The sequence below is a fragment of the Clostridioides sp. ES-S-0005-03 genome (assembly GCF_020658455.1).
Classification (GTDB): Bacteria; Bacillota; Clostridia; order Peptostreptococcales; family Peptostreptococcaceae; genus Clostridioides.
The window spans coordinates 733,683-760,566 of the sequence record NZ_JACVWI010000001.1 but is presented as its reverse complement, the minus strand read 5'-3'; the positions used below and the strand labels follow the sequence as shown (position 1 = coordinate 760,566).

At 27.6% G+C, this 26,884-nt stretch carries 27 protein-coding genes, 1 riboswitch and 1 other annotated feature; of the genes, 8 read left to right on the top strand and 19 right to left on the bottom strand.

All coding sequences use genetic code 11. The features are described from left to right. Positions 1 to 207 precede the first annotated feature (207 nt). On the top strand, positions 208 to 1,827 hold the full coding sequence (locus IC218_RS03625; protein ID WP_227823826.1) for a Na/Pi cotransporter family protein: 1,620 nt from the start codon (positions 208 to 210) through the stop codon (positions 1,825 to 1,827). 149 nt (positions 1,828 to 1,976) lie between these two features. Here the strand turns inward: IC218_RS03625 and IC218_RS03620 are convergent, their stop codons facing one another. Then, a complete protein-coding gene (locus IC218_RS03620) occupies positions 1,977 to 4,883 on the bottom strand; it encodes an EAL domain-containing protein (protein ID WP_227823825.1) in 2,907 nt (968 codons plus the stop codon). A 302-nt stretch (positions 4,884 to 5,185) separates the two neighbouring features. After that, the gene (locus tag IC218_RS03615) at positions 5,186 to 5,467 is read right to left on the bottom strand and encodes a hypothetical protein (protein WP_004454426.1); all 282 of its coding nucleotides are present in this window, start codon (positions 5,465 to 5,467) and stop codon (positions 5,186 to 5,188) included. Positions 5,468 to 5,778: 311 nt separating this feature from the next. On the opposite strand from IC218_RS03615, the gene IC218_RS03610 reads away from it, so the two are divergent. The 3 genes from IC218_RS03610 (at position 5,779) to IC218_RS03600 (ending at position 7,489) form a co-directional block, all read left to right on the top strand. Beyond that, entirely contained in the window at positions 5,779 to 6,588 is an 810-nt protein-coding gene (locus tag IC218_RS03610) for a helix-turn-helix transcriptional regulator (protein WP_227823824.1), read from the top strand. Between the two features lie 41 nt (positions 6,589 to 6,629). Continuing rightward, positions 6,630 to 6,896, top strand: coding sequence for a DUF3795 domain-containing protein (locus IC218_RS03605; protein ID WP_227433219.1), 267 nt, complete (start codon positions 6,630 to 6,632; stop codon positions 6,894 to 6,896). A 392-nt stretch (positions 6,897 to 7,288) separates the two neighbouring features. After that, positions 7,289 to 7,489 carry a cold-shock protein gene (locus IC218_RS03600; protein WP_227433218.1) on the top strand — a complete coding sequence of 67 codons (201 nt, stop codon included), beginning with the start codon at positions 7,289 to 7,291 and terminating at the stop codon, positions 7,487 to 7,489. 246 nt (positions 7,490 to 7,735) lie between these two features. Here IC218_RS03600 and IC218_RS03595 read toward each other — a convergent pair whose 3' ends face one another. Together IC218_RS03595 and IC218_RS03590 are read right to left on the bottom strand one after the other, a co-directional pair. Continuing rightward, positions 7,736 to 8,425: a radical SAM protein gene (locus IC218_RS03595; RefSeq protein WP_227433217.1), complete on the bottom strand. Its 690-nt coding sequence runs from the start codon at positions 8,423 to 8,425 to the stop codon at positions 7,736 to 7,738. Positions 8,426 to 8,443: 18 nt separating this feature from the next. Beyond that, positions 8,444 to 9,151 (bottom strand): B3/4 domain-containing protein, encoded by a 708-nt coding sequence (locus tag IC218_RS03590; protein WP_227483234.1) that lies wholly within the window; start codon positions 9,149 to 9,151, stop codon positions 8,444 to 8,446. Between the two features lie 63 nt (positions 9,152 to 9,214). After that, positions 9,215 to 9,309, bottom strand: a riboswitch (guanidine-I (ykkC/yxkD leader). A gap of 293 nt (positions 9,310 to 9,602) precedes the next feature. On the opposite strand from IC218_RS03590, the gene IC218_RS03585 reads away from it, so the two are divergent. Beyond that, the gene (locus IC218_RS03585) at positions 9,603 to 10,358 is read left to right on the top strand and encodes a lysophospholipid acyltransferase family protein (RefSeq protein ID WP_227433216.1); all 756 of its coding nucleotides are present in this window, start codon (positions 9,603 to 9,605) and stop codon (positions 10,356 to 10,358) included. A 71-nt stretch (positions 10,359 to 10,429) separates the two neighbouring features. Then, positions 10,430 to 10,714 (top strand): transcriptional regulator, encoded by a 285-nt coding sequence (locus tag IC218_RS03580; protein ID WP_227433215.1) that lies wholly within the window; start codon positions 10,430 to 10,432, stop codon positions 10,712 to 10,714. Positions 10,715 to 10,796: 82 nt separating this feature from the next. Here the strand turns inward: IC218_RS03580 and IC218_RS03575 are convergent, their stop codons facing one another. From IC218_RS03575 to IC218_RS03515, 12 genes are all read right to left on the bottom strand, one after another. After that, entirely contained in the window at positions 10,797 to 12,341 is a 1,545-nt protein-coding gene (locus IC218_RS03575; protein WP_227433214.1) for a hydantoinase/oxoprolinase family protein, read from the bottom strand. 20 nt (positions 12,342 to 12,361) lie between these two features. Continuing rightward, positions 12,362 to 13,441 carry a DUF917 domain-containing protein gene (locus tag IC218_RS03570; protein WP_227433213.1) on the bottom strand — a complete coding sequence of 360 codons (1,080 nt, stop codon included), beginning with the start codon at positions 13,439 to 13,441 and terminating at the stop codon, positions 12,362 to 12,364. 53 nt (positions 13,442 to 13,494) lie between these two features. Beyond that, complete coding sequence (locus IC218_RS03565; RefSeq protein ID WP_227823823.1) at positions 13,495 to 14,784, bottom strand: cytosine permease; 1,290 nt, start codon at positions 14,782 to 14,784, stop codon at positions 13,495 to 13,497. A 162-nt stretch (positions 14,785 to 14,946) separates the two neighbouring features. Then, positions 14,947 to 15,158: a binding site (T-box leader), on the bottom strand. 665 nt (positions 15,159 to 15,823) lie between these two features. Next, positions 15,824 to 16,258 carry an MOSC domain-containing protein gene (locus tag IC218_RS03555; RefSeq protein ID WP_227433211.1) on the bottom strand — a complete coding sequence of 145 codons (435 nt, stop codon included), beginning with the start codon at positions 16,256 to 16,258 and terminating at the stop codon, positions 15,824 to 15,826. A gap of 34 nt (positions 16,259 to 16,292) precedes the next feature. Further along, entirely contained in the window at positions 16,293 to 16,763 is a 471-nt protein-coding gene (moaC, locus tag IC218_RS03550) for a cyclic pyranopterin monophosphate synthase MoaC (protein WP_227433210.1), read from the bottom strand. A gap of 3 nt (positions 16,764 to 16,766) precedes the next feature. Next, positions 16,767 to 17,726, bottom strand: a complete 960-nt coding sequence (moaA, locus tag IC218_RS03545; RefSeq protein ID WP_227433209.1) for a GTP 3',8-cyclase MoaA — start codon at positions 17,724 to 17,726, stop codon at positions 16,767 to 16,769. 46 nt (positions 17,727 to 17,772) lie between these two features. Further along, positions 17,773 to 18,276, bottom strand: a complete 504-nt coding sequence (locus tag IC218_RS03540) for a molybdenum cofactor biosynthesis protein B (protein ID WP_227483237.1) — start codon at positions 18,274 to 18,276, stop codon at positions 17,773 to 17,775. 62 nt (positions 18,277 to 18,338) lie between these two features. Beyond that, positions 18,339 to 19,154 carry a selenium-dependent molybdenum cofactor biosynthesis protein YqeB gene (gene yqeB, locus IC218_RS03535; protein WP_227823822.1) on the bottom strand — a complete coding sequence of 272 codons (816 nt, stop codon included), beginning with the start codon at positions 19,152 to 19,154 and terminating at the stop codon, positions 18,339 to 18,341. A 188-nt stretch (positions 19,155 to 19,342) separates the two neighbouring features. Next, a complete protein-coding gene (locus IC218_RS03530) occupies positions 19,343 to 19,681 on the bottom strand; it encodes a heavy metal-binding domain-containing protein (protein ID WP_227433206.1) in 339 nt (112 codons plus the stop codon). 163 nt (positions 19,682 to 19,844) lie between these two features. Next, entirely contained in the window at positions 19,845 to 20,216 is a 372-nt protein-coding gene (locus IC218_RS03525) for a CoA-binding protein (protein ID WP_227433205.1), read from the bottom strand. 47 nt (positions 20,217 to 20,263) lie between these two features. Further along, positions 20,264 to 20,812, bottom strand: a complete 549-nt coding sequence (locus tag IC218_RS03520) for a molybdenum cofactor guanylyltransferase (RefSeq protein WP_413927321.1) — start codon at positions 20,810 to 20,812, stop codon at positions 20,264 to 20,266. A gap of 75 nt (positions 20,813 to 20,887) precedes the next feature. Beyond that, entirely contained in the window at positions 20,888 to 22,255 is a 1,368-nt protein-coding gene (locus tag IC218_RS03515; RefSeq protein WP_227433204.1) for a GTP pyrophosphokinase family protein, read from the bottom strand. 277 nt (positions 22,256 to 22,532) lie between these two features. Between IC218_RS03515 and IC218_RS03510 the strand changes: the two genes are divergently transcribed. Both IC218_RS03510 and IC218_RS03505 read left to right on the top strand, forming a co-directional pair. Beyond that, complete coding sequence (locus tag IC218_RS03510; protein ID WP_227823821.1) at positions 22,533 to 22,793, top strand: autorepressor SdpR family transcription factor; 261 nt, start codon at positions 22,533 to 22,535, stop codon at positions 22,791 to 22,793. A gap of 9 nt (positions 22,794 to 22,802) precedes the next feature. Further along, positions 22,803 to 23,312 (top strand): SdpI family protein, encoded by a 510-nt coding sequence (locus IC218_RS03505; protein ID WP_227433202.1) that lies wholly within the window; start codon positions 22,803 to 22,805, stop codon positions 23,310 to 23,312. A 179-nt stretch (positions 23,313 to 23,491) separates the two neighbouring features. Here IC218_RS03505 and IC218_RS03500 read toward each other — a convergent pair whose 3' ends face one another. The 3 genes from IC218_RS03500 to thiH all read right to left on the bottom strand — a co-directional run bounded on the left by IC218_RS03500 (position 23,492) and on the right by thiH (position 26,868). After that, positions 23,492 to 24,886, bottom strand: coding sequence for a YfcC family protein (locus IC218_RS03500; RefSeq protein ID WP_227433201.1), 1,395 nt, complete (start codon positions 24,884 to 24,886; stop codon positions 23,492 to 23,494). 179 nt (positions 24,887 to 25,065) lie between these two features. Next, positions 25,066 to 25,764, bottom strand: a complete 699-nt coding sequence (locus IC218_RS03495; RefSeq protein ID WP_227433200.1) for a thiamine phosphate synthase — start codon at positions 25,762 to 25,764, stop codon at positions 25,066 to 25,068. Beyond that, complete coding sequence (gene thiH / locus IC218_RS03490; protein ID WP_227483240.1) at positions 25,765 to 26,868, bottom strand: 2-iminoacetate synthase ThiH; 1,104 nt, start codon at positions 26,866 to 26,868, stop codon at positions 25,765 to 25,767. Positions 26,869 to 26,884 lie beyond the last annotated feature (16 nt).

Below are 26,884 nucleotides of genomic sequence, written 5' to 3'. Positions count from 1 at the left end.
TTAAGTATTTAAATTACTATATGATATAAGTTTTCTCAAATTAACAACAACTTAAAGATTTAACATTCTCTTAACCTATACTTAACAAAACGTTAATATTTAAATTGACAAAATTTGTTATTCTATATTATGGAAACGATAAATTTTAGTTAATAAAGTTTATAATTCATATAAAAAATTTATTAATTTCTTAAGGGAGGAAATATCGTGAATATAGCAGTTAGTCTTATCGGTGGACTTGGACTTTTTCTTTATGGAATGAGTTTAATGGGAGAAGGTTTACAAAAATCGGCAGGAGACAAATTAAAGAAAATCATCGAACTCTTAACAAGTAATGTTGTTATGGGTGTATTGGTGGGTACAGTTGTTACAGGTATCATACAAAGTTCAAGTGCTACTACTGTAATGGTTGTAGGGTTTGTAAATGCAGGAATAATGAATCTAAGTCAAGCCATTGGTGTAATAATGGGTGCAAATATAGGTACTACTGTTACTGCCCAATTAGTTTCATTTAATCTTGAAGGAATAGCCCCAATTGCATTAGGTATAGGTATAGTATTTTATTTATTTACATCAAATCAAAAAACAAAACACTTAGCTGAAATACTTATTGGTTTTGGTATATTATTTACAGGTATGGAATTTATGAAAGATGCAGTAGCTCCACTTGCTGAGTATAAGGGATTTACTGATACACTCTTATATTTTAGTAAAAATCCTATCCTTGGTATATTAGCAGGATTTGCAATCACTGGTATCATACAAAGTTCAAGTGCTTCTATGGGTATGCTAATAGCTTTAGCTTCTCAAGGAATACTTCCTCTATCAGCTGCTTTACCTATACTTTATGGAGATAATATTGGTACTTGTGTTACTTCACTTTTATCAAGTGTTGGTGCAAATAGAAATGCTAGACGTGCAGCTGTAATGCATTTAAGCTTTAATGTAATTGGTACAATAATATTTATGCTTGTCTTAAATAAACCTATATCAGCAATAGTTACTCATTTTGACCCAACTGACACAGCTAGACAAATAGCAAATGCACATACTTTATTTAATCTTACAAATGTTATAATATTATTGCCATTTTCTAAATACATAGTTAAATTAGCAAATAAACTTATACCTATTAAGGAAACTGAGTCAGAAATTGTAAACAATACTAAGTACTTAGATGAAAGAATGTTTAGTACTCCATCTATAGCACTTGGTAATACTGTACAAGAAGTTGTTAGAATGGGCCATAAAGCTACAAACTCTTTAGAACATTCAATTGCAGGTTTTTTAAATAAAAGTAGTGAGGATATTAAGAAAACTTTTGAGTCTGAAAAAGTTGTTAATAAATTGCAAAAAGATATATTAAATTACTTGTTAAAACTTTCTAAAGAACCACTCAGAGATGATGAACAATTTAGAACAGATTTACTTTTCAATACAGTAAATGATATCGAAAGAGTATCTGACCATGCTGAAAATATAGCTGAGTTGGCTATGACTGTTAAAGAAATGAATGTTAACTTTTCTGATAGTGCAATAAAAGAAATCTATGAAATATACAATAAAACTATGACTAACTTTAAGGATGCTTTAGTAGTTTTAGATGTAAAAGATTTTGAATTAGCAAACAAAGTTTTAGAAGTTGAAAATGAAGTAAATTACTTAGAAAAAACTTTTAGAAATTCTCATATGATTAGATTAAATAATGGTAGTTGTACAATTGATGCTGGTGTACTTTACCTTGACTTACTTACTAACTTAGAAAGAATTTCTGACCATTCAACAAATATAGTAAAACAAGTTTTAAAACTTAAACAGAAAATATAATGACTACAATTTGTATTTAATTTTAATTAACTACTTAATATAATAAAAAGCTATAAATAATAATTCTATTATTTATAGCTTTTTCAATTTAGTTAATATAAATTTAGAATAGGTATTTTTCTTTTTCTCTTATATAATAAACGAGTACCTTAAACATTTGATTTAATTTTAAGCACAGGATTTTTTAATAATTGCTCAAAATCATCTTGTGGCATTGGCTTTGCATAAAAATATCCTTGTGCCAAATAACATCCAATTTTTTTTAGTATTCTCACTTGTTCTATACTTTCTACCCCTTCACATATAACTTTCATATTTAATTCTTTTGCCATATTTACCACTCCACGCACGACAGCTTGTTCACGACTACCATGCATTCCTTTTTGTATAAATGTACGGTCCAACTTAATTATATCAACAGAAAATTGTTGTAATAAGCCAAGAGAGGAATATCCAGAACCAAAATCATCTATAGAAATAGGAAATTCTGATTCTCTTAGTTGATTAAAATGACTCAAAATCTGATTGAGATTTTCAACAAAAATACTTTCTGTGACTTCTATTTCAAGGTATTTGTGAGGTATTTTATAGGAATCCGCTATTTCTATCAATTTTTCTGAGAAGCTTTCATTATTAAAATGAATTCTGGAAAAATTGCAGGATACTGGACTAATATTTAATCCCAAATCCATCCATCTCTTTAACATTTTGCAGACTTCTTCATAGATATAAAAGTCAATTTCTACCACAAATCCATTTTTTTCAAAATAAGGAATGAATTTTGCAGGACTTATTATACCTTTATGTGGATAATTCCATCTTACCAATGCTTCACTTCCTACCAATTTATTTGTATTCATATCTACCTTTGGTTGAAAGTATGGAACAAACTCTCCATGTTCTAAGGCTATTTGCATTCTATCTGTTAAGTTTCTTTGATGTAACCCTTCCTCTCTCATAGTCATATCATAAAGTACAACACAACTTTTGTGAGTTATTTCTGTATTTCTTCTTGCATAATTTGCTAGGTCAAGCATGAGAGATATATCATGTTTTTCAACTTCATCTACTATATATACACCAAATACAAGAATAAGTTGGTAAGTTTTTCTCATTTTTTCTACCCAACCATTTAATTGATTATCAATCTTGAAGAGACGTTCTTCTAAGCACTCCCAACTATCGTATTTTAATAACATAACAAATTGGTCTGCAGAAACGCGAGCACAAGATTCTTCAAAAGATACAGAATCTTGTAAAGCTTTAGCTAATGCACAAAGTATTTCATCTCCTTCTGAAAAACCTAAAGTGTCATTAATCATTCGAAATTGTTTTATATCTAAATAAACAATCACATATGAACCACTTTCTGCACTTCTTAAACTCTTAATAGCTTCTTTACAAAATTTATTTAAATTCCAAATTCCTGTAAGACTATCTCGGTATAACAAACTCTCAATACGTTTATTATTTTTTGACTTTAATAAAAGTAGAAAACTCAAAAGTATAATAATAATAGCTGATACTATAATAACGCCTCCAATAATTGCCATTGGATGCTGGTGGATAATATCTTGCCAAGTTATATCATATTGAATTATCGTATTTTTTAAAATTATTCTGTCCATTTGTTCTGTTGACATATATTGAATACATTTATCTAGTATAGAAAATAACCTCGAATCTGCAGAATCAGAAATACCAATACTTATTTCTTCTGCATAGTTTGTCAAGGTCGAAACAGAAAATTTTTCATAACGAGGATTGGACAATAGATAATCTGCAATATATGTATTTACATAAACAGCATCCACTTTATCCTTTAATACAGCCTCAAAACATTCTTTTGGAGAATTATAATACTCTATAGTTCTATCTAGTTTCCCATCTTCAGTAATATTTTGTCCAATTAAAGAACCATTTACAGCTGCCACTTTTTTAATTTCATTTTCTTTTTCTCCACTAACTAAAACTACTGGAGCACGTAAATAATACTGCGTTGTTCTTATATTGTTTTTTTGGTTGTTAATATAATCGTTTTCCATACCACAAACTATAGATATTCTAGAATCTTTTGATACTTGAAGTGCTTCACTATAACTTTTTGCAGAAACAAATCTAAATTTTAAACCAGTGTTATTTGTAATTTCCTTAAATAAATCAGCAACCACACCAGAAAACTCACCTGTTTTTGAATCACCATATTCTAGTGGTATCTTTGTAGAATCATAAACAGCTGAAATTTCACCAGATTGTTGTATATATTCTTGCTCATCTTTCGTAAATACTGGCTTCTGAGCAGTACTTATAGAAAAATATTTATTATATAATTTTGTTTCATAACTTGAATTCCTAAGTGTCAATGTATTCAAAGCAGAATTCAGTTGAGATAATAAATCCAGTTTCTTATTTGAAACCACAGTATAGAGTGGCTCTGGAGAAAATTGTGCTACACTTTTAAATGTACTAGTCCGACCAAGATGTGTTATAGCAACACCATCAAGATTTCCATTTTTTAAATCTCTTAATAAATCATCTGTTTCTTTATAAGATATAATTTTAACTTCAAAATCATTTGTTTTACAATATTCTTTAAAGTTTTCAGCATCCTTACTATTACTAATAACACCTACTTTCATATCCTGAAATGAATCAAAATCCTCATAATCATAACGAGTATCATCCACTTTTACATTTAAAGTTGTATAGATATTACACATTGGTAGTGTTGGAAAAAGCATTTCTTTTGTACGTTCTTTTGTATAATAGACACTAGGAAGAACATCTATCTCACCTGATTTTAACATTTCAAGAGCATTTTCCCAACTTTTACAATCTACTATTTCATATTTCCAGTTAGTGTACTTAGTAATTTCTTGTAAGTATTCAAAATTAAATCCTATATACTCTCCATTTTCATTTCGACTCATATAATCGCCATCATCATAATACCCGACTTTAACTGGAACCCTATCTGAAGCAGAGTTAATTTTTATTGGAAAAGAAAGAAAAATCATACAAACAATCAGAATTAATTGATAGGTTTTTAACTTCAAAATTTTGTCCTCCTCCCTCTTAGTAGCTATATTATATCATTTTCAATAGAAAAATAGAATATACTGCCAATTGTTTAACTTTCAAAATACTTCTAAAATATATATTACAAGTGAGAATACAGAAAACTTAACTTATATAAATATACTATTATTTTATATCTATCACACATAATAAGAATACTTAAAAAGCTATATAAATTTGCAAAATAACAAATTTATATAGCTTTTAACATGGTAAAATAATTTATTTTTTATATAATCCTTTTATAATTACATCAAATTGAAATTCCTATAAATTAATTTTATTGCACAATTGATACTTTAATAATATCCCCATTTTTTCTTTCTAGATGAACCACTTCTCCAGTTAAATCATAGTCAAATGCCTTAACTAGTATTTCAGTAACTTTTTTACCATCAACTACATCATCTTTTCCATTAAATAAATCTAAAGCATTGTTTTCAATCATTCTCTTTGCAAAATTTACAGGTAATTTTATATGTATTTTGTCGCCTGTATGTGATAGAACTCTTATTCTTAAAAACTTTTCTAAATTATTTCTTGGTATTTGTTTTGATGCCATTCTATTAAATCACTCTCCCTTATTTTTTATTTAATAATAAATTTTATTCTTAAAAATATCTTTATATGTATCTATTATAAAAGTAACACCATTATTTTCTGTGTTTAGTTTATACCTAACTCTATCTAATATACAAGTTTCATGAGTGCATATATTTTTTTTAATAATTGTACATTTTTAGACTTTATTTTATAATTATTCTATATACTTTATACTCTCAATAAAACTTTTTTATCAGAATATTTTATTACATAAAATACTAAAATTAAACTAATCTATTTATCACTAAATAGTATCAGGGGGATATACTTATGATAGAAAAAATTAAAAACATGCTAAAAAATCACAATCATGATATATATATTTCACCACACAAATTATTAAGACCATATATAGCTCACTATACAATAACTTTTCCAGATAAAAATTCTATAGAAAACCTGACATTGATACCTGATGCCAGTGGATGTATCGTATTTGAATTTAGTAAAAAAGGTATAACTAGCAAATTTTGGGGTGCTACAACAAAAACTATTATTGTAAAAAATGATATAGAAAATGTACTATTTAGAGTATTTGTTGAATTTCTTCCATGTGGAGTATACTATTTAACAGGTTTTCCTCAGATAGAATCAGCCGATTTAATAATCCCTGTTAAAGACTTTAACACTCAACTTGATTTCGAAACTAATTCTATCTTTGAAAAGTCCAATACTCTTAAAGAACTCATTAAACAATTCGATAGGTTATTTTTATCGTACTTATTTAAATCTAATATAAAAGATTTAACAATACCAATTCTTATAGATGCTAGGAAACAAAACTCTATTATGTCTGTTAAAAATATTGCTCAAATTAGTTGTTATAGTGAACGCCATTTAAATAGGATTTTTAATAATTCTCTTGGTATGAGTGTTAAGACATACCTTAGATTATTACGTATAAATACAGTACTACAAGAAATACAAAGTAATAATATATCATTTACAACTTTAGCTCAAAATATAGGTTATTATGACCAATCTCACTTTATAAATGATTTTAAATCTATTTGTGGTGTTAATCCAACAACCTATATAAAAAATTTGTCTGATTTTTACAATGAGAAATATAAATTTTAACATATGATTATATTAAAGTTTATATTTGAGGAGGATTTAAAATGATAGAATCAAGATGTGGAATTTTGTGTTGTGAATGTAAGTATAAGGAAGATGTAAATTGCGCTGGATGTACAAATATTGATAAACCTTTTTGGTCTGAAGAATGTCCTGTAAAATCATGTTGTGAGAATAAAAATCTTACACATTGTGGCCTATGTGACACATTTCCATGTGAAATATTAACTCAATTTGCATATGATAAAAAACAAGGTGATGATGGAAAAAGAATTTCTCAATGTGAAAAATGGGCTTCTCTAGCTTTATAATAGTATCATATTTATATATTTTATATTGTATATAAATTAAAATATTAATACCTTAATACATAATTGTATATTCTCTAAGATAGATAGCTATTATTCAATATAAAATAATAGCTATCTATTTTTTTCACAAATAAACATTGATTTTTAAATCTCTTAATTTTATATTTTAATATTTATGTCAATTAAATGTTAGTAAAGTATTTTATCTGCATTTACACCAATATATAGTAACACAAAGCTTTTCAATTTTTTATGGTTAAGCATAAGCAAAAAATGTTAACTAAAAATTACAATTAAGTAGACATTTGTATTAATCTATGATACAATAGTATTTGTGGTAATACACAATTAAATCAAGTATATCTTGATATAGGTTAATAGGAGTATTTTTAATGAATAATGGAATAGTGAAATGGTTTAACAACGAAAAAGGATTTGGTTTTATAACAGTAGAAGGTGGAGATGATGTATTTGCTCATTTCTCAGCTATACAAACTTCAGGATTTAAATCATTAGAAGAAGGTCAAAAAGTAAGCTTTGATATAGTTAAAGGTGCTAGAGGTCAGCAAGCAGAAAACATAACTATATTATAATTATATAGATTTTTTCGGAAAAGACTCTTTTAAGAGTCTTTTTTTATTGGTAATATACAATATAATTATTAATTAAGTAAATAATATTATTTGGACAAATAAAAAAAAACCTCTCCTAAATATAAAATACTCTTCATAAATAAGGGTTAATTCAGTAAAGATATATAGTATATTATATATAAAAAATCCAATAGATTAGCTCTATTAGATTTTTATTTCATATATAAATATTTTTCATTAATGTTTTCAAAAGTTTAATAACGTTTTTGAAATTTTATCAAATTTTTCACTAGATATATCAAATTTTTGCTTAAATTTTTCATCGTTCATTCTTTCAACAATTACTTTATCTGGAGATAATTCATAAATAATACTTTTTATCTTATTAATAGATTCCTCATTATCATTATATTCCTTTATAATTGTTACTTCTAAAATAAATTTTCCTTTATACTGTTTATTAAATAAAATCATATTTGAAATATATTCTTCTAGAGTATATCCTATAATTGGTCTCTGAATTTTTTGAAAATCTTTTTCCGATATTGTTTTTATCTCTCCAATGACTTCATCACACATATTGGCTATTTCTATATATTCGTCTTTACCTAATAAATATCCATTAGAAAGTAATCGTACAGGCACTCTTTTGCGCTTTACTAACTCGATTACATCACAAATTTTATCATTCAATAGTGATTCTCCTTTTGAATTAATGAAAACTAGTTCTGCCTTATGCTTTTCTATTATACTTTCTAATTCTCTAAGTGAGTCATCCATCTTGTCAAATGATTGAAGTGTATCCACTTTATTATATGACCTTCCAATAGGACAGAATATACAATCAAAGTTACAATACTTTTCAGGAAGTATATTTACTTCTAATACTCTTTTTCCATCCTCAATATAAATATCTTTATAACTAAAACCACTCATTACTCTATCCTCTCAAAATTAATTTATTGATACTTCTTTATTATTAATATCTAAAATTGAAATTTTACATGTTCCACCTAAATTTTCTTGAACTGTTTTCGCCAAATAATTCAAGGCATTCTCAAATTCTTCAAATCTACTTTCATCTACTAATTCAATACATAAAAATGCATTATTTGTATTTTCAGTAAGCATTGTCCTCACTGCTTCACGCCAATTCCAACATCTACAAATTGCACCTTCATTATCTTTATAGACTATCTCACCTTCATATGGAGATGAGTTTTCTTCTGTTCCTAATGGTATAAATTCTTCATTTCCAACTGCTCTAGTCAACCTAATATCTCCCATAAATTTGTCTATGTCTTCTCCACCACAAGGCAATGCATATTTTAGCGAAATAGAATTGTAAATATCCACTAAGGGGTTAATAGTTGCTATATGATTTCCATTATGAACTCTTTTTAGCAATGCCTCAATAGATGACCTTGCTCCTTTTTTCGTTTTAAATTTTTTGAATGCTTCTCTCCATACTTTAATTACTTGGTTATTGCTAAATTCTAAATCCTTCAAGTGTTTTAATGCCTCTTTTTCTCCCTGCAAAATCATTTCCTTGTATTCTTCTTTATCCTTTATAGAGTTGTCTATGTCCTTACAAATAACAACTCCTATCTTTGAACTAGGAAATAGGTTCCAAAACTCATCCTCAACAACAAATTTTTTCATTAGAATACCTCCTCAACTTTAAAATATATAAAAATAAAAAAGCCTACAGAAATATTATTAAATATCTCCCAGGCTTTTATCCTTCCGTGTACACAATAACTGTGCGTTTTCTCTTGGACCTGACCATTATAAAATGCGGAACCCTAGAAAACTAAACTATATATTTTTGTAATTTATAAAATACAAATAAATTTTAGCATAATATAAGATTTAAAACAATACTATATTGGATTCTTATATTTGTACAAAATAATATTTAAAGGTTATTTAGCTAATCTAATAGAATACTACATTATTGATATAATTTTATTAATAAAATTATAAGTATAAAAACTTCAGAATAAGTCTATTTTAAATGTAAGTTATAAATCCCAATTAAAATAGACTTAAATTTCATTTTATGTTAAAATCTTTACAGTAATAAACAATTTTATTTTAAGGAGATAATTTTATGAATAATTACTTAAAATTTGCTACATATCAGCTCATAGGCTTTACATCTTCTATACCTAAACTTATAAAAATCAAAAAAAATCCAGATAAATTTAGCTTAAAAGAAAAATTTGAATTTATGCAAAAACAAGCTAAAAAATCTTTAGATATAGTAAATATAGACCTTAATATACTTGGCAAAGAAACATTACCAAAAGAACCAATCTTATTTGTTGTAAATCATTCAAGTATGCTTGATAGTTTTATCCTAGCAGCAAGTGTAGAAAGACCAATTGGGTGTGTAATTGCAGATGAGCCAGTTTGGAGAAATATACCTATATTTAAAGAATGGGCGAAGTTGTTACGATGTGTATATGTAAACAGAAAAAATAATAGAGAAGGGATTAAAAGTATTGCTGAAGCCTCACAAAATATACTTACAGGTCAGAGTATGGCAGTGTTTCCAGAAGGAGATTTAACCTGGATTAAAGAACCAAATTCTCTAGTATCAGATTTTAGAAGTGGAGCCTTAAAAATAGCATATAAAGCAAAGTGTCCTATTGTTCCATTAGTCATAAAAAATTCAAAAGATACTTATGAAGGATATCAACCTATTGGTAAAATTAACTCTGTTCCTGTTGAAGTTGAATTCCTAGAACCAATTTATGACCATATTGAAAATCCTAGACTAAAATCTTCTGTATTAGGAGAAAATATTAAAAAAAATATGATAAACAAAATAGAAAGTTTTAGAAAAACAAATAAAAACTTTTAAAGAATTTTAACATTAAAATTTATTGACTAGAAAAAATTTTAATGTTAAAATTTTTTTAAGAGGTGATTAAGATGGCAAAAAATACAAAACAAACAACAGTTCACATTGATGAAACATTACTTAAAGAAGTTAAAAGAATAGGAATTAATGAAAATAAAAGTATATCTCAAATAATAAATGAATCAATAATAGATTATGTATTAGTTTACAGAGAAAACGAAGACAAAGAAAAAAATGAACACGATAAAAATTTAAATGATACAATAAATGCTTTTAAAAGAGAGGAAGAAAAAAGAGTTGAGGCAAAAAGTGCTGCTAGAGCTATAGCAGAAGCAAAAAAACGAGTTCTCTACTAATAAATATAAAAAATCGGTACAAACTATGCACCGATTTTTTTATATCTAAAACATATTCAAAAAGACTTAAATTTTCTTTAAATTATATCAAATCTCCAACAACTTTCACTTTTATCAGGAGTGCATTACCTGGAAGATATGCAAGTGGAACATCTTCTATATTTAATACTTCTATAGTATCCTTTTTAGCACCTGCTTTTAAAGCTTTGTTTATGGCTTCTTGTTTTGCGTCTTCTATAGCATCTTCTCTAGACATTTTATCTAAGCTGTACACTTTTTCTACATCCCCACTTATTTGCCCTAAAGCTGCACCAATAGCATTTGCTGCAGTATAATGAGGAGGTCTTATAACATCACTTATACCTTTTAGTTTTTCTGGAACAATTATACTTCCTCCACCAGTTAAAACTAATTCAACATCATTTTGGCTAGTCTTCATTTGGTCTACAGCATCTTCTAGTTTTAAAATTACTTTTTTATATACCTCATCACAATAATCTTTATCTAAATTTTCAACATTATTTTTTCTATCCTCAAATGCCATGCCTAACTTTGTAACAACATCTGATAAAGTTAAAGTATCACCACCAAATATTATTGCATCTTCAGTTATTCTATACCCTACACTCTCAGGACCTATTTTTATATTGTCTTTTTCGCCTTTTACACAAGTTCCCCCAGCAAGTCCAATAGTTAAAACATCGGGCATTCTAAAGTTCGTATGTACTCCTCCAATTGTAACAGGAATTGAAGATTCTCTAGGAAATCCATTGTATAATACACCTAAATCACTCGTAGTTCCTCCAACATCTAGTACTATTGCATTTTTTACTTTTGACAAGAAAGACGCTCCCCTTATAGAATTTGTTATTCCACATCCAATTGTGAAAATAGGATACTTCATTGTGTACTCCAAATTCATTAATGTTCCATCATTTTGACTAAAATATATTTCTGCATCTATTCCTAAATCTTTCAATGCTTTTTCAAATCCTAAAGAAACAGCCTTACCTACTCTAGACAATGCAGAGTTTAAAATTGCTCCGTTTTCTCTTTCCAGTATACCTATATTACCTATTTCATTTGATAAGGATATTGGAATATCACCAAGAATCTCTCTAACCCATTTTGCAACTTCTTCTTCTTGTTGCTTATTTACAGGAGCAAATACTCCACTTATTGCAACACTTTCTACCTTGCCTTTTATCTTATTGCAAAAATCTACAACTTCATCTTTACAAAGTTCATTTATCTTTCTTCCATCAAACTCATAACCACCAGATATCAATATTGAATCTAATTCTATTTTTTCTCTTAAATCTTCTGGCCAATCTATAAATGGTAAAATAGCAGTGGTTGCTGGTTTTCCAATTCTTATCATTGCTACATTATTAAGTCTTTTTCTTTCTACTATTGCATTTGTACAGTGAGTTGTACCAAGCATAGCATATTTTATTAATGAATGGTCAATTTTACTTTCATCTATAACTTTTTTTAAGGCATTATAAACACCAGTTTCAACATCTTTTGTAGTTGCTACTTTAACTGAATGGATTACTTTTAATTCCTTATCCAGTATACAAGCATCTGTATTTGTTCCTCCAACGTCAATTCCTACACGATACATCAAAATTTCCCCCTAAATTTTTATTTTCCTTGTAATTCTTCTACTGTTTTATACTCTACATCATATCCAAAGTATTCAGGTCCAACTGTCTCAATTCCTTTTTTAGTTCTCCATTTTTCATTACAAGGAAAAGCTACTACCATCACACGAGAACCATATTTTATTCTTTCTGTAGTTATTGGGAATCCAGTTTCTAAATCTAATATTGCTATTAAATCTGGCGTAATACAAAGTGGTGTACTACCTTTTTTTGCAATTAGATTTTCATTTTGAAATAGTACAGAGTATTCTCCATCATATCCATTAATTCCAGCGAAGAATGCATGCCCTCTAGTAAAACCACCTTTTAACTCTCTTTTAATATCAACTACTTTTCCTTCAAATAATTTATACCCTTTTAATTCTTTCAATATATTTTCAATAGCACCTTTTGAGTCTGACTTATTCTCAAGTAAAAATCCTCCTATAGTTTCAGCTATAGTCAAGGTATTTCCTATCGCAGCTTTTTTAACTTGAGCTCCACTTAAATTATAGTCACTAATAGAAGAACTTCCTCCCATTTCTACTGTTAAAGTTCTAGCCAATCTTTCTGACCAAATTCCATCAACAGGATAAAGGATGGCTGAATTACCCTTTTCATCAGCCATTACAGCAGGTGATGCTTCATATCCTTCAAGATAAAAAGTTACCATTTGAGCTTCCGGAAACGCTCTACCCATAGAATCTGCATCCAAAATAGGAAGCCCTTTTTTTGCAGCAACTGCTATTGGCATAAGTGAATTTATTCCTCCTATTTCTATAGGAATTATAACATCAACTTTTCTATTCAATAATTTTTCCATTATCTCTAAAGGAGTAGTTAATTCCACTTCAGAAAGTAATTTTTCTATTGTAATTACAGGGGAACCCATACCAGATACTGGTACTACTAAAGCATCATCCTCTAGCTCATCTAAACTAATCACTTTTACAGGCCCATACTTTTTAATTGCTTGTTTTGCAACTAATTTACCTATGTATGGGTCTCCTCCTCCTCCTGTTCCAAGCACTGCTGCGCCAACTGCTATTTTATCCACGCTTTCTTCTGTTAAAAATCTCATGTTACTTTCTCCTCATATTCCAAATTTATTTTATACTTTACAAGCATATTTCATTAAACTGCTTTTTCTGCTTCTTGTTTGTTTTTTGATGAACAAATCACTTTTCCAATAATTGATTGTATTATAAATCCTGCTATAAATCCATCTAAAGGTGCTATAGTAGTAAGAGTTATAAATCCATATGTAGAAAGGTATGTTATTAATATACCAATTATCCAAGATATTATTGAATGTTTAACTATTGGTTTGTATGCTATCCCCTTATCAAATCCTTTAAGTTCTTGTTTTACTATATAATATTCTGCTGTATACACACCACCAACAGGTGCAATAACAATTCCAAGTAAATTTAAAAATCCTATAAATCCTTCATATATTCCAAATACAGCTAATAAAGTTGCTACAACACCAAGAACTATAGTTAATACTTTTTCAGGAGCTTTTTTTAGTACAAGAGCTATACTTAGTGATGCAGAATATACATTGCTTGTATTTGTAGTCCATTGAGCTAATGTAAGTACAATTATACCTGGTATAGCAATTCCTAATGTAATAAAAATTCTCATAATATCTGAAGTACCCATACATTTTACTAATATTATTGATACTACTATCATAAAAGCATTTCCAAATTGTATCCCTAGAAAACTTGAAAGTGCACAATCTCTTCTACTTTTAGCCCAGCGACTTATGTCAGGTGATACTATTGCTCCAACTATTATTATACTCATTGATAGAGAAACTCCACCTGCAAATGTCATAGTCGATTTCATATTATCATCAACTGGAATTCCATTTACTTTAAAAGCTAAGAATATAGTTAACATCATAAGAATTAATAAGAATGGTACTGAATACACACTTAATTTTTCCATTGCTTTATATCCATAAATAGCTGTACTCATCATCAAAAGACCACCTATGAGGCTTAAAATTTGCATGCTCACATCTAGATTAAATATATCTTTTATTATTATTTGAGCATTTTGAGCAAAAAAGCCTACTTGAACTCCAAACCATCCTAATAAAGAAACTCCTATAACTAGAGAAAATATTTTTGCTCCAGCTTCTCCAAACACATATTTTGTTATCATAGATGTAGATAAGCTTGTAGATGAACCAACTAAAGAGCATATAGTATACAAAATAGCAGAAAAAAATGAACCTACAATTACTGATAATATTGCTTGTTTCATTGGCATACTTTGAGCTAACTCAGCTCCTAAAATAACAGATGATAAATCCACACCTATTGCTACTAGCACTGAAAACATAGCTACCCAACCACGTTTTTGATTCTCTGGAACCTGTTCCAGGGCATAATTAATTTTTTCTTCTTCCATTTTCATCCCTCCATTAAAATTGTAAAACCATTTAATTTGTTTGTTTTACAATTTTCTAATTTATAAATTTATTAACAACTATATATTTATAATTTTCATTTAATATATAGTTTTAAATTTTCTGAAATAATTTTATAATAAAAAACGCCTCTTGGAAAAAATCCAAGAGACGAATACCAATCCGTGTTACCACTCTTATTAGTAAAAATTTATTTTACTCACTCATTTTCTTAAGGCGAATTAAACCACTACTACAATAGAACTGTAATAGTATTCTCCAAAGCTCTTTTCACACAAATTTCAATATTAGTTCTCAGCCAAATCTAACTCTCTGTAAAATTCCTTTATGCTACTTTCTTCTTCTGCGAATCTACGTTATTTATTTATTTATGATTTATATCATAATATATATGCAATATTTTGTCAACTTAAAAAGTAAATTACTTGTATTTTTTAGTTTTATATGTAATTTTTTATATTATTACTGTATTTATATTTTGTATTTTTTAAATTTAATAAAAATTTATATTATTTTTATATACAATTGAATATAATTTTACAAATTATTTTCATTTTTTTGTAAAGTTCTACAACCATATTTTACAATTCAGTTAGTATATTCATTTACACTATACCAATCCTTCGCAAGCTTTACAACTAAATCTGGGTGTGTTTTAGAAATGTCATTTAAATTATTAGCAACACTCTTTCGCACATACAGTGATGAGTCGGTTTTTAATTGTTCCAATATAGGTAGAATAGGTGTAGGGTCTTTTTTAAATTTAGTTAGTGCTTAACCCCAAGGCAACTATGGACGACAACATGAACGTACAGCAAATAATCATATCTCACATTATACAACAGTATGTTATATTGTTAAATCTATCTATTTAAAATACTTCACACTGCACATTCTGAAATATTGTAAAGTATCTACTGACAGTAAAAATGTCCGAACAGCCTATAAAACAAGGCTATACGAACATTTAATAAAATTTTAAAATATAATCAGAAATTTATTTTAAGTTCAATCAAATTTTTATTGAATTATATCTATTGAATCTCCAATACTTATAATTCCTTCCTTTAAAACCTTAACAAAAATTCCTTCACGTGGCATTACACAGTCCCCTGTTAATTTTTTAATTTCACATCCATTATGACACTTTTTACCTATTTGAGTTACTTCAACTTCACATTTGCCTATCTTTAATTTTGTACCAACAGGTAATGAAAACACTTCTATTCCTTCTGTAGTTATATTCTCAGCAAAGTCTCCAAATTTTAATTGGTCAAAACCTCTCATCTTCATTTTATCTATACTTTCTTTTCCAAGTAAACTTATTTGACGATGCCAGTTTCCCGCATGTGCATCTCCAACTATTCCATAATTTATTTTTAGTTCTGCACATTGCACAGGAACCTTAATTACACCCTTTTTGTCACTTATATTTATTGACACTACTTTAGCCATATTTCCTCCAAATTTTCACCCATATATTCTTAAATTATTCAAACTTAAAATCACCTGATTTTCCACCAGTTTTCTCCACAAGATGTATATTGCTTATAACCATCTTTTTATCAACTGCTTTACACATATCATAAATTGTAAGTGCTGCTAAAGAACAAGCATTTAATGCTTCCATTTCTACACCAGTTTTACCAAGTGATTTACAGGTTGCATATATTCTAATAGCAGATATAGAATCATCTATCTCAAATTCCAAATCACATCCAACCAATTTAATTTGATGGCACATTGGTATATTTGAAGATGTATTTTTAGCTCCCATTATCCCTGCAACTTGAGCTACAGATAATACATCTCCCTTTTTTATTTGTCCATTTTTTACCTTTTCTAAAGCTTCTTTACCAAGAGTAATCGTAGCTGTTGCTATAGCAGTTCTCTTTGTATCATCTTTTTCACTTATATCTACCATTTTAGCATACCCTTTTTCATTTATGTGCGTTAACATTACCTATCCTCCAATTTCATACATACGTCTATTTGTATCACTACATTTATTTTCTATTAAATGATGTTTTTCTGGCTTTTCTTTTATTATATCTTTCATAGTTTCTCTAAATAACAATGGTTTATGTAAAAGTGGTTTTATATCTATTTCCTCTTTTGAATGTAGACACAGTTTTATTGCACCACTAGAGGTAAGTCTAATACGATTACAAGTGTTGCAAAATGAACAACTTAATGGAGTTATAATTCCTATTCTTCCTTTTGCTCCTTTAAACTTATAATATTCTGCTGTACTTTTTTCATCATTTTTAACTTTATATAAACCATATATTTTTTCAACCATTTCTTTTACATTAAAATATCCTTTTTTGTAGACTCTATTAGCTTCACCTAATGGCATAAGTTCAATAAATCTTACATCAATTGGTGATTTAACTGTTAAAAACATAAAGTCTTTAAGCTCATCATCATTAAATCCATTTATGGCAACACAATTTACCTTTACTTTTATACCTAAATTTAAACATGACTCAATCGATTTTAATACTTCTTTTAAATTGCCACCTCTTGTCACAGATTTATATTTATATTCCTTTAAAGAATCTAAGCTTATATTTACTTTATTCAGACCACATTCTTTAAGCTCAAAGATTCTATCAGAAAGTCCAAGAGCATTAGTTGTCATTCCTATATTTTCTATTCCACATTCTTCTCTTGTAAACCTTATAAGTTCATTTAAATTGGGATATAAAAGAGGTTCTCCTCCAGTAAATCTAACCTTTTTTATACCTTGTTCTGACATAGCCTTTATAATGAATTTATAGTCTTCAAAACTTAGATTATCGTTTATATAATTTTTTTCAAATTTAACATCTGGTGGCATACAATAAACACACCTTAAATTACACTTATCTGTAAGTGAAATACGAAGGTAGTCTATTTTTCTTCCATACTTATCAATCATACTCTATCTACCTCTTTGTCTATTTTTTATCTATCTGAATTATATACTATTTTTTGTTATTAGTGGCACATTCTGTGGCTTCTCCTCTTAAAATTTCTATGCCATGGTCTAAGACATCAATAATGAAACTTAGATTTTCAACTGCACCTTTAGGACTTCCAGGTAAATTTATTATTATAGAATTATTCCTTATTCCACTTACACCCCTACTTAGTATAGCTTTTTTAGTAATTTCTGTAGATTTCATTCTCATGTATTCACTGAGACCTGGTATCTCTCTTTCTAAAACATCTTTAGTAGCCTCTGGAGTTATATCTCTCTTTGAAAATCCAGTACCTCCATTAGTAAGAATTAAATCTACTTTATTACTGTTACAAATTTTTATAATATTTTCCTTTAACATTTCCTTATCATCTTTTATCAACACGTATTCAGTAACTTTATAATTCCCTGTATTTTCAACAAATTCAGTTAATTTTTTTCCTGTTATGTCTTCTCTTTTCCCTTCATAGCCCTTATCACTAAGCGTTATAATTGCTACATTAAACATATGGTTTCACCCCTTTATATATTAATTAAACTTTTATAAATAAAAAATCTATTTAATAGAACCTATTCTGGTAATATTCCTTCTGATAATAATGCTTCTAAAACTGCTCCTGCTATACAACGTCCTTTATCTGATATCGTAAATGAATTTTTTACTTCTTCCATTCGAGGGTCTATATCCAATATCTTTAATCCTTTTTCTATTTGTGAACCATTTCTCAATAAGCCTCTCAAAACACCATCTATAGAAGCTTTCACTTCTATTTTATTTCCATTTTTTTCAGTGATATAACATATTATATCTCCTTTTTTAACTACATCCCCTATATTACATACATTTTCTATTATTCCAACGTTCTCAGAATAAAAAACTCGTTCTTTGGTTATACCCAATATAGCACCTGGTATTCCTGTATTTTTTAAAGCATATCCTTTTCTTATCACTTTTCCTAAATTATGTCCTCTCATAGTTTCAATAACTATGTCTACATCTTTACCTGCACAAAATCCTGGACCTAAAGCTATTGTAAGTGCTGCCATCGCTTTATTTGTTCCAATATTTTTTTTTGCAAGTATACAATCTATAACCGCTACAGGACGTATTTCACCTATATATTTACCTTTTGGGTCTATTATTAGTGCCACGTTTCTTTTATTTAAAGCTTTTTTTATTTCTGCTTTATCTTTGCAATACACACAATAAACACCTTCCACAGAAACTTTCTTTTCATAGATAGCCTCACTAAAAGAAACTTTCCTTCTTATTGCAAGAGGAGTCTCAACTTCTAAAGCAATTATTTTAAAACCACAGTTATGTAACTTATGTATAACTGCTGTTGCTAAATCTCCAGCTCCTCTAACTATTATAACATTGTTCATATTTTCTCCTACTAATAAAAATTTTAAAGTCTATACTTTATATTATATAATATAATTTTACTTATTTATATAATATCATCTTATTTTATTATTATAATGGTTAAAAATTACTTTTACCTGATATTTTTCAAACAAAAAGAGACATCCATAAAATTTATAAAAGATGTCTCTTTCTAATTCCTTATATTTTATTTTTCAGATATATCATTGTTATCTTCTAAAATAACTGCTGTTCCATAAGCAAGCATTTCTGCCGCTCCTTGCATAACTGAAGCTGAAGACAATCTAAATGCTATTATTGCATTTGCACCTTTAGATTCTGCATCTTCAACCATTCTACCAATTGCAATTTGTCTTGCTTCTGTAAGCATTTCATTATATCCTGTAAGTTCTCCTCCAACAAGATTCTTAAAGCTTGCTCCTATATCTTTTCCAACATGTTTTGCTCTTATCGTACTTCCTCTAACTAGCCCTAAAACTTCTGCTATTTTTTTTCCTTCTACTTTTTCTGTAGTTACTATTAACATAATATATCAACTCCTTTATATTCCTGTTTAATATATTATATCATGTAAATAGCAATCTTCTTAATAAATCTTGTAGTTTAATACTTTATCTAGGAAATCTATACTATAAAATAAGATATTTCGTTAACCAATTATGTTCCTAATCAATTTTCTATATATAAATTTACTTAGTTAACTCATCATATAAACTTAAATTGTATTCTACATTCAATTTTAAATCCTTAATTTTTTTAATAATCATTTCACTAAAGCTTCCTTTTTCAAACCAGATATTTTGTATGTCTAAAAGTTCTATCTCTTCTAAAATGGCCTCCATCTTAGACTGCTTATCTATAATAGCTACAACATCAATATTGTGTGGTACGTCTTTTAGACACTCATATACATCTATACCTTCAATATTCTTTTTCTCTTCATCTATAGCAACAACTTTGTACATATTCTTTTTAAGTTCATCTAATATTTTATATGCTTTGCTTTCTTCGTCACTATTATTTAATATCACTGCCCAAGAATCACATTTAAGTAAATTCATAAATTCTCCTCCATATAAATCCTACTCTATTTTACAACCGTAGCTAATTAAACTTCAGTCAATTTTTTATACTCATCAATAGTATTTACATTTAAAAATAAATCTTCGTTATCAAAGTATATATAGCTTTTATCTATTTTTTCTATAAGAGTTCTAAGCTTCAAATCATTTTTCCCTATACATAAAGATACTTTATTTATTATACTCTTTTTGTATCCAGAACACAATGGTTGTAACTTTCCATTTGTTACTGAAATTACACTTTTATCATCCATTTCATCAGCTATTTTTTCGACTACTTCATTATTTAGATATGGCATATCACATGCAACTGTAACTATATCATACTTTGCATGTTTAAGAGCAGTATATATTCCTCCTATTGGACCAACATTTTTTATTATATCATTATAAACTTTAATGTTATATTTTGAGTATAATTCTTCATTGTTAGATACTATTATTACCTCATCAAAATTTTTAAATACTTCTATTGCAATTTCAATAAAAGGCTTTTCATGTAATTCTAGAAAAGCTTTATCTTTACCCATTCTAGAACTTTTCCCTCCTGCTAAAATTACACCTGTTTTTTCTATACAAATCGCCTCCTTTAAAATACTTTTATTTATATTTGAAAAATGGCGCTATTGCGCCATTTCAACATTGATTGACTACTCAAAAATCTGAATAATTTTTTCTTTAAATGCATTCATAAGTTTTTCTTTTTCTTCTAAATATTCACTATAACACTCATATTCTCTACATATACAATTTATAATTTCACTTGATGTAAAATTGATTTTTTCAAGATTATAGTTATATAAAATTTCAACACTATCAACCTCACTTATGCTATTAAAAATACAATCATATATATCTTCAATTATAAAATTACTATCTTCTTCAAATTGACCTAAAAGTTGTTCTCTATTTTCTTCAAGCAATACATTTTCCTTTATAAACTCTACAAAGTTTTCAAAATCTTCAGTGTTATTACATGGTTCTATTTCAAATAGTATCCTAAAAAATAAATTCCATGGAAACTCTGTATTTAGTCTACTTCTAAAATGATTTCCTAAATCATTACAGAACTTATCATCAAATGTAGGTTCTCTTTCAAACTCTATTTGGTCATTAAAATCTATATCTTTATTTACAATTTCATTTAATCTTGCAAACTCATCAAGCATAAAATTGCCTAAAACTTCATCACTTATATCTTGTTTATTAAAAGAATAACTTAATATAGTTTCACATGGCTTTTTAAAATCCACAACAAAACCTATACTTTTATTCATCTTTTCTGAAAAAGCATCATACACTAATTTTGCAAAGAGTTTTTCAATTTCTTTTTTACTTACTTTCATGTTAAAAGACTTTCCTGAATGAAAGTTTTTATAAATACTCAAAAGCTGATTATCTATCATAGTAAGATTATTCTTTATAGAGTCCATCATATCCTTTATAAATTTATCAGCAAGTAAATATGTGTTATTTTTATAAATTATTTTATGTTCAATCTCACTCCAAAACACATTTACAAGAGATTTAATTTGAAGTTCAAATTTTACTTCTCTATCTAAATATGCAAAAACTCCATCTATCTTATATATTTCAAATCCATTTTTTTGCTTATTAGGTTGTCTTTCAGACAATTTTAATTTAATATTTTTATTTTCTTTATTATAATAGTTTATTTTATCATCTGTTTTATTAAAATATCTTCTTAAAAGCCTATATATCTTATTTTCATCCTCAATAAATCTACACTCAATTCTTAGTCCTATTAAATCAGATACATTATGAATAAGATTACTTGCCTCCCCATATTTTTTTAAATATCTATTTCTAATTATCTTTTCCCTCAAACTTGATTCTGATTTTATTCTAGAGGTTACATTTATATACTCTTGATTTTTTTCGTCCAAGATATTTTCAAAGTACTCTTCTATTTCATCTGATATAGTTTCTAAAGTTGGAGACATTACCCTCAACATTTCTATAGACTCTTCAATAAAATCAAATTCTTTTAATCCCATAAATTTTTACACTCCTATGTTTAATAACTGTTAGCTATTTCAGTTCTTTATATTTAACTACATTCTTATTTTAACATTTTTTCCTATTATAAGTAAGTATTCTCCAAAAACCTTCATATATATTTCAAATTAGAATTAAAATATCAGATAAAATTAAAAGATTTTGTGATAATAAAGTTATAAAAATAGTGGATTTTTTTTCCTAATACGAGTATACTATAGATATAAACATTTAACTAATTAGTTAAATATTTATATCTATAGTAGGGAGGATATTATGGTAAAAGTATTTAAAGCATTAAGTGATGAAACTAGAAGAGAAATTTTAAAATTGCTTAATGAAAGAGATATGAATGCAGGAGAAATAGCAGGTCATTTTAATATGTCTAAACCAGCAATATCTAAACATTTAGATATTTTAAAAGATGCAGAACTTATTAGTTCAGAAAAAATGGGGCAATTTTTGATTTATTCTATTAATTTATCGGTCCTTCAAGAAGTACTTGGAAACTTCTTGGATATTTTTAAAAAGATGTAGGAGGCTATTATGGAAAATATAGGTTTAATATTACTTATAGCATTATTAATTATAAACTATGTAAATGCACCAGAAATTTTAGGTTTTTCAAAAGATAACCCTAAAGTTAAAACTGCAAGAAGGTTACAAATGTTATTTTTAATAGTCGCAGTTGGAAGGTTTATCATTCCTTTACTAGGTATAGATGAGATATTTTCTTATGAAATTAACGACAAAGTATCAGTTATAATAAATGCCATTATAATTATGTATTTTGGTAATTTATTACCTAAGCTACAAATTTATAAGAACATAGATACTAAATGTGCTTGGGCCATTGGAGATGAAAAAATATGGAAAAAGGCAAGTAAGATTTTTGCGTATTTATCATTTGTTATATCTATTGGAATGATTATATTGAGTTTTTATTTTGATTCAGATACAGTCACAACAGCATGCCAGTTCATATGGTTTGCAATACCATTATTATATTTATTACTTCATTATAGAAACAAATTTAGAGCTCCTAGTCCTAAATAAATAGTTGTAAATAAAATAAAGCCACCTCTTCTTAAAAAAAGCTATACTTTATTTTAATATTGAAATGAAGTGTTTATAAAATAAATTGCCACCAAGACATTTATGGTGGCAATTTATTAATAATCATATTTTTAGTATTTTATATAATTTCTAAATATATTAAATTAAATTTTCTTCAATTAAAAACCTATATATATACCTATTGTTAAAAAAACTAAAGATACAGCTGTTAAAATCAGTAATATAGGCATTATAAATTTTACCCATTTTGAAAAAGGAATATGAGCTACTGCAAGTGCTCCCATTAGTACTCCAGATGTTGGAGTTATAAAGTTTGTAAGACCTACCCCAAATTGATAAGCAGTTACTATAACTTGAGCTGATATATTAACTAAATCACCAAGAGGAGCAAGGACAGGCACTGTAAGTGAAGCAAGTCCTGAAGATGATGGAATCAAAAATGCCAACGCAGCTTCCAAGAAAAATGATAGATATACAAATATAACCTTTGGAAGTCCACCTAAAAAGCTTGCTGCAGAATTTAATATAGTATCTATTATAAATCCATTTTGAGCTATTATTACAATTCCACGAGCTAAAGCTATTGCAAGGGCAGCTGATGCTAAATCTTTTGCTCCATCTATGAAACTATCGGAAATTTCACTTTGTGACAATCTACCAACTAATCCAGAAAGTACACCTATCGCAGCAAAACACATTGATATCTCTGGAATATACCATCCTTGACTTAAAACACCCCAAATCATTATTGCCATTCCTATTCCAAATATAGCAAGAACAGATACTTCTTTAAAAGTAAACTCTTTTATTTCAGTTGAAGTATGATTAAGTATTGATTTATTATTTTTATCTATCTCATACACTATTGAGCTTTCAGGGTTTTCTTTAACTTTTTTAGCATAATACATAACAAATGCTATACTGATTAATATATATGCTATAAAAATCACTACTCTATATGCTACTCCTGAACCAGGAGCAAGTTGAGCTAGTGCTTGTGCAATACCAACTGAGAATGGATTTATTGTCGATGCAGCCGCTCCTGCCGCTGCTCCTATAAATACAATCGCAATGGCGGTTAGAGAATCATATCCTAAGGATGTCATAAGTGGAACAAATATCATATAAAATGGTAATGTTTCTTCTGCCATCCCAAATGTAGTACCTCCAAGACCAAATAAAATCATTGATATTGGAATTATAAGTAGTTCTTTTCCTTTAAACTTCGATATAACTGATGCTATTCCTGCTTCTATAGCTCCAGTTCTATTTACAATACCAAAAGCACCTCCAACTATTAAAACAAATCCTACAACTTCTGCTGAATCAATAAAACCTTCTATGGGTGCTTTAAAAACATCCGTAAATCCTTGAGGATTACTTTCTACACTTTGATAAGTCCCTGGTACAACAACCATCCTACCTTCTACATCTTCTCTACTAAATTCACCACTTGGTACTATCCAAGTTAATATTGCCATTAATACTATTAGCAAGAATATAATTGTAAAAGTGTGTGGTATAATAAATCGTTTCTTCTTACTGTCAATCATTATAATGTCCTCCATACTTTACTAAATTTTGAATCTATATAGGATACTTTTTAATCTCTCTGACTAAAGTTTTCCCTTTTTACAATTTTTTATTAGCAAAGATACAAAATAAAAAAGCTCTCTTTTAGATTTTAAAAGATAGCTTTTTTTATTTTTATTCAATTTAAATACTTTACTTTCTATTTTACTAATTGAATTTTTTCATTATAATTTGATATTGTTTCTTCAATATTTTTAGATTTCATTATAGTTGACATTACAGCAAAATCATCACAGTATTTTAATGTTTCTTTGACATTAGATGGTAGGATTCCTCCAAGTGCAACGGTCTTAATATCAGTAATTTTCTTAGCTTCCTTCAAAAGTTCAATTCCTTTTGGCAATAAATTTTCTTTACACTTAGTTTCATATATATGTGATAATGTTATGTAATCTATTTTTATATTTAGTTTTCTTATTATTTCTTCTAGACACTTTACTTCTTCTACTTTATGTAATGACAATCCCAGTATCTTATTTTTATTGAAATTATATCTATTTCCCAGTAAATTCAAAAACAATTTAAATGGAAGATGAATACCTTGACAATCTGTCTTTTCAAAAAATTCTATATTGCTATTTATTATAAAGTTTACTTTAAATCCATCATTATTCTCTTTCTTTTTTATACTATTCTTCAAGCTTTCATCCAATATTTTTTCCTGAAAATTAATATACTTAATTTTATTTTTTATCTTTATATATAAATCTTTTAATGCTTCATATTCTAAATCTTTTTCTCTTATTATAATATTTTCTACACCACTCAATATAGATTCTTTAATAACCTCTAAGTATCGTTCCTCGCTACATAAATTTCTATTTGTTATCAAATACATCTAAAATCTTTCCCAATCTTTAAATACATGTTGATAACCAATTGAATTTAGCATTTTTTCTATATCTTCAACAGTACTTTCATCATTTATTTTGAATTGAGCAGTATCATGTTCATCTTGAGAATGCCCTCCTACATCTGTAGATACACCTGCACTTAATTTAGTTACTCCTAAAGGTACTATATGACTTCTCATTTCCAAATTTTCTCTAGTAGATATATTTAAAGCTGCATGAGGGTCAAACAGCCTCATACAAACCATCGCTTGAACTAAATCAGTGTCGCTTATATCTACTAATTCTTCAAAACAACCTTTGAATGGTCTCATTCTTGGTGTTGAATATGAAAGCTCAATATGAGGATATTTTGTTTTTAGATATTTCCCATGCAATATTGTAAAGAAGGTCTCTTTTCTAAAATCATTTAATCCTAAAAGTGCTCCTATTGATAGAGTTCTCATACCTGCCTTTGCTCCTCTTTCAGGAGCATCTAATCTAAATTTATAATTTGATTTTGGCCCTTTTAAATGAACTCTTTTATATATTTTCTCATCATAAGTTTCTTGGTATACAGTTAGACCTTCAACTCCTTTGTCTACAATATACTTATATTCATCTATTTCCATTGGATATACTTCAATTCCTATAGATGGAAATTTATCTCTTAATATTTCTATAGCCTCACCTATATATTCTACACTTGAATGAAAACTACTTTCACCAGTTAAAACAAGTAGATGTTTGAAACCTTCTTTTGAAATTTCATTTCCTTCCTCTCTGATTTCATCCATAGTTAGTTTTTTTCTTTTTATTCCACTTTTTATATTGTAACTACAATAAACACATTGATTTACACAATAATTTGCTATGTACATTGGTGTATATAGGCAGACTGTCTTTCCAAAATATTGAACACTTAATTTATGTGCTTTTTGTGCCATAGCTTCTAAATGTTTTACAGCAGTTTTAGAAAGTAAATTTAATATATCAAAATCCTCAAGTTTGTCTTTTGATAAACTTCTTAAAACATCATTGTCTGTAACATTATTTAAATATCCATCAAAATCAAAATCCCTATATTTTTCTATTACCTCATAAAAACTCATCATCAATCACCACTTT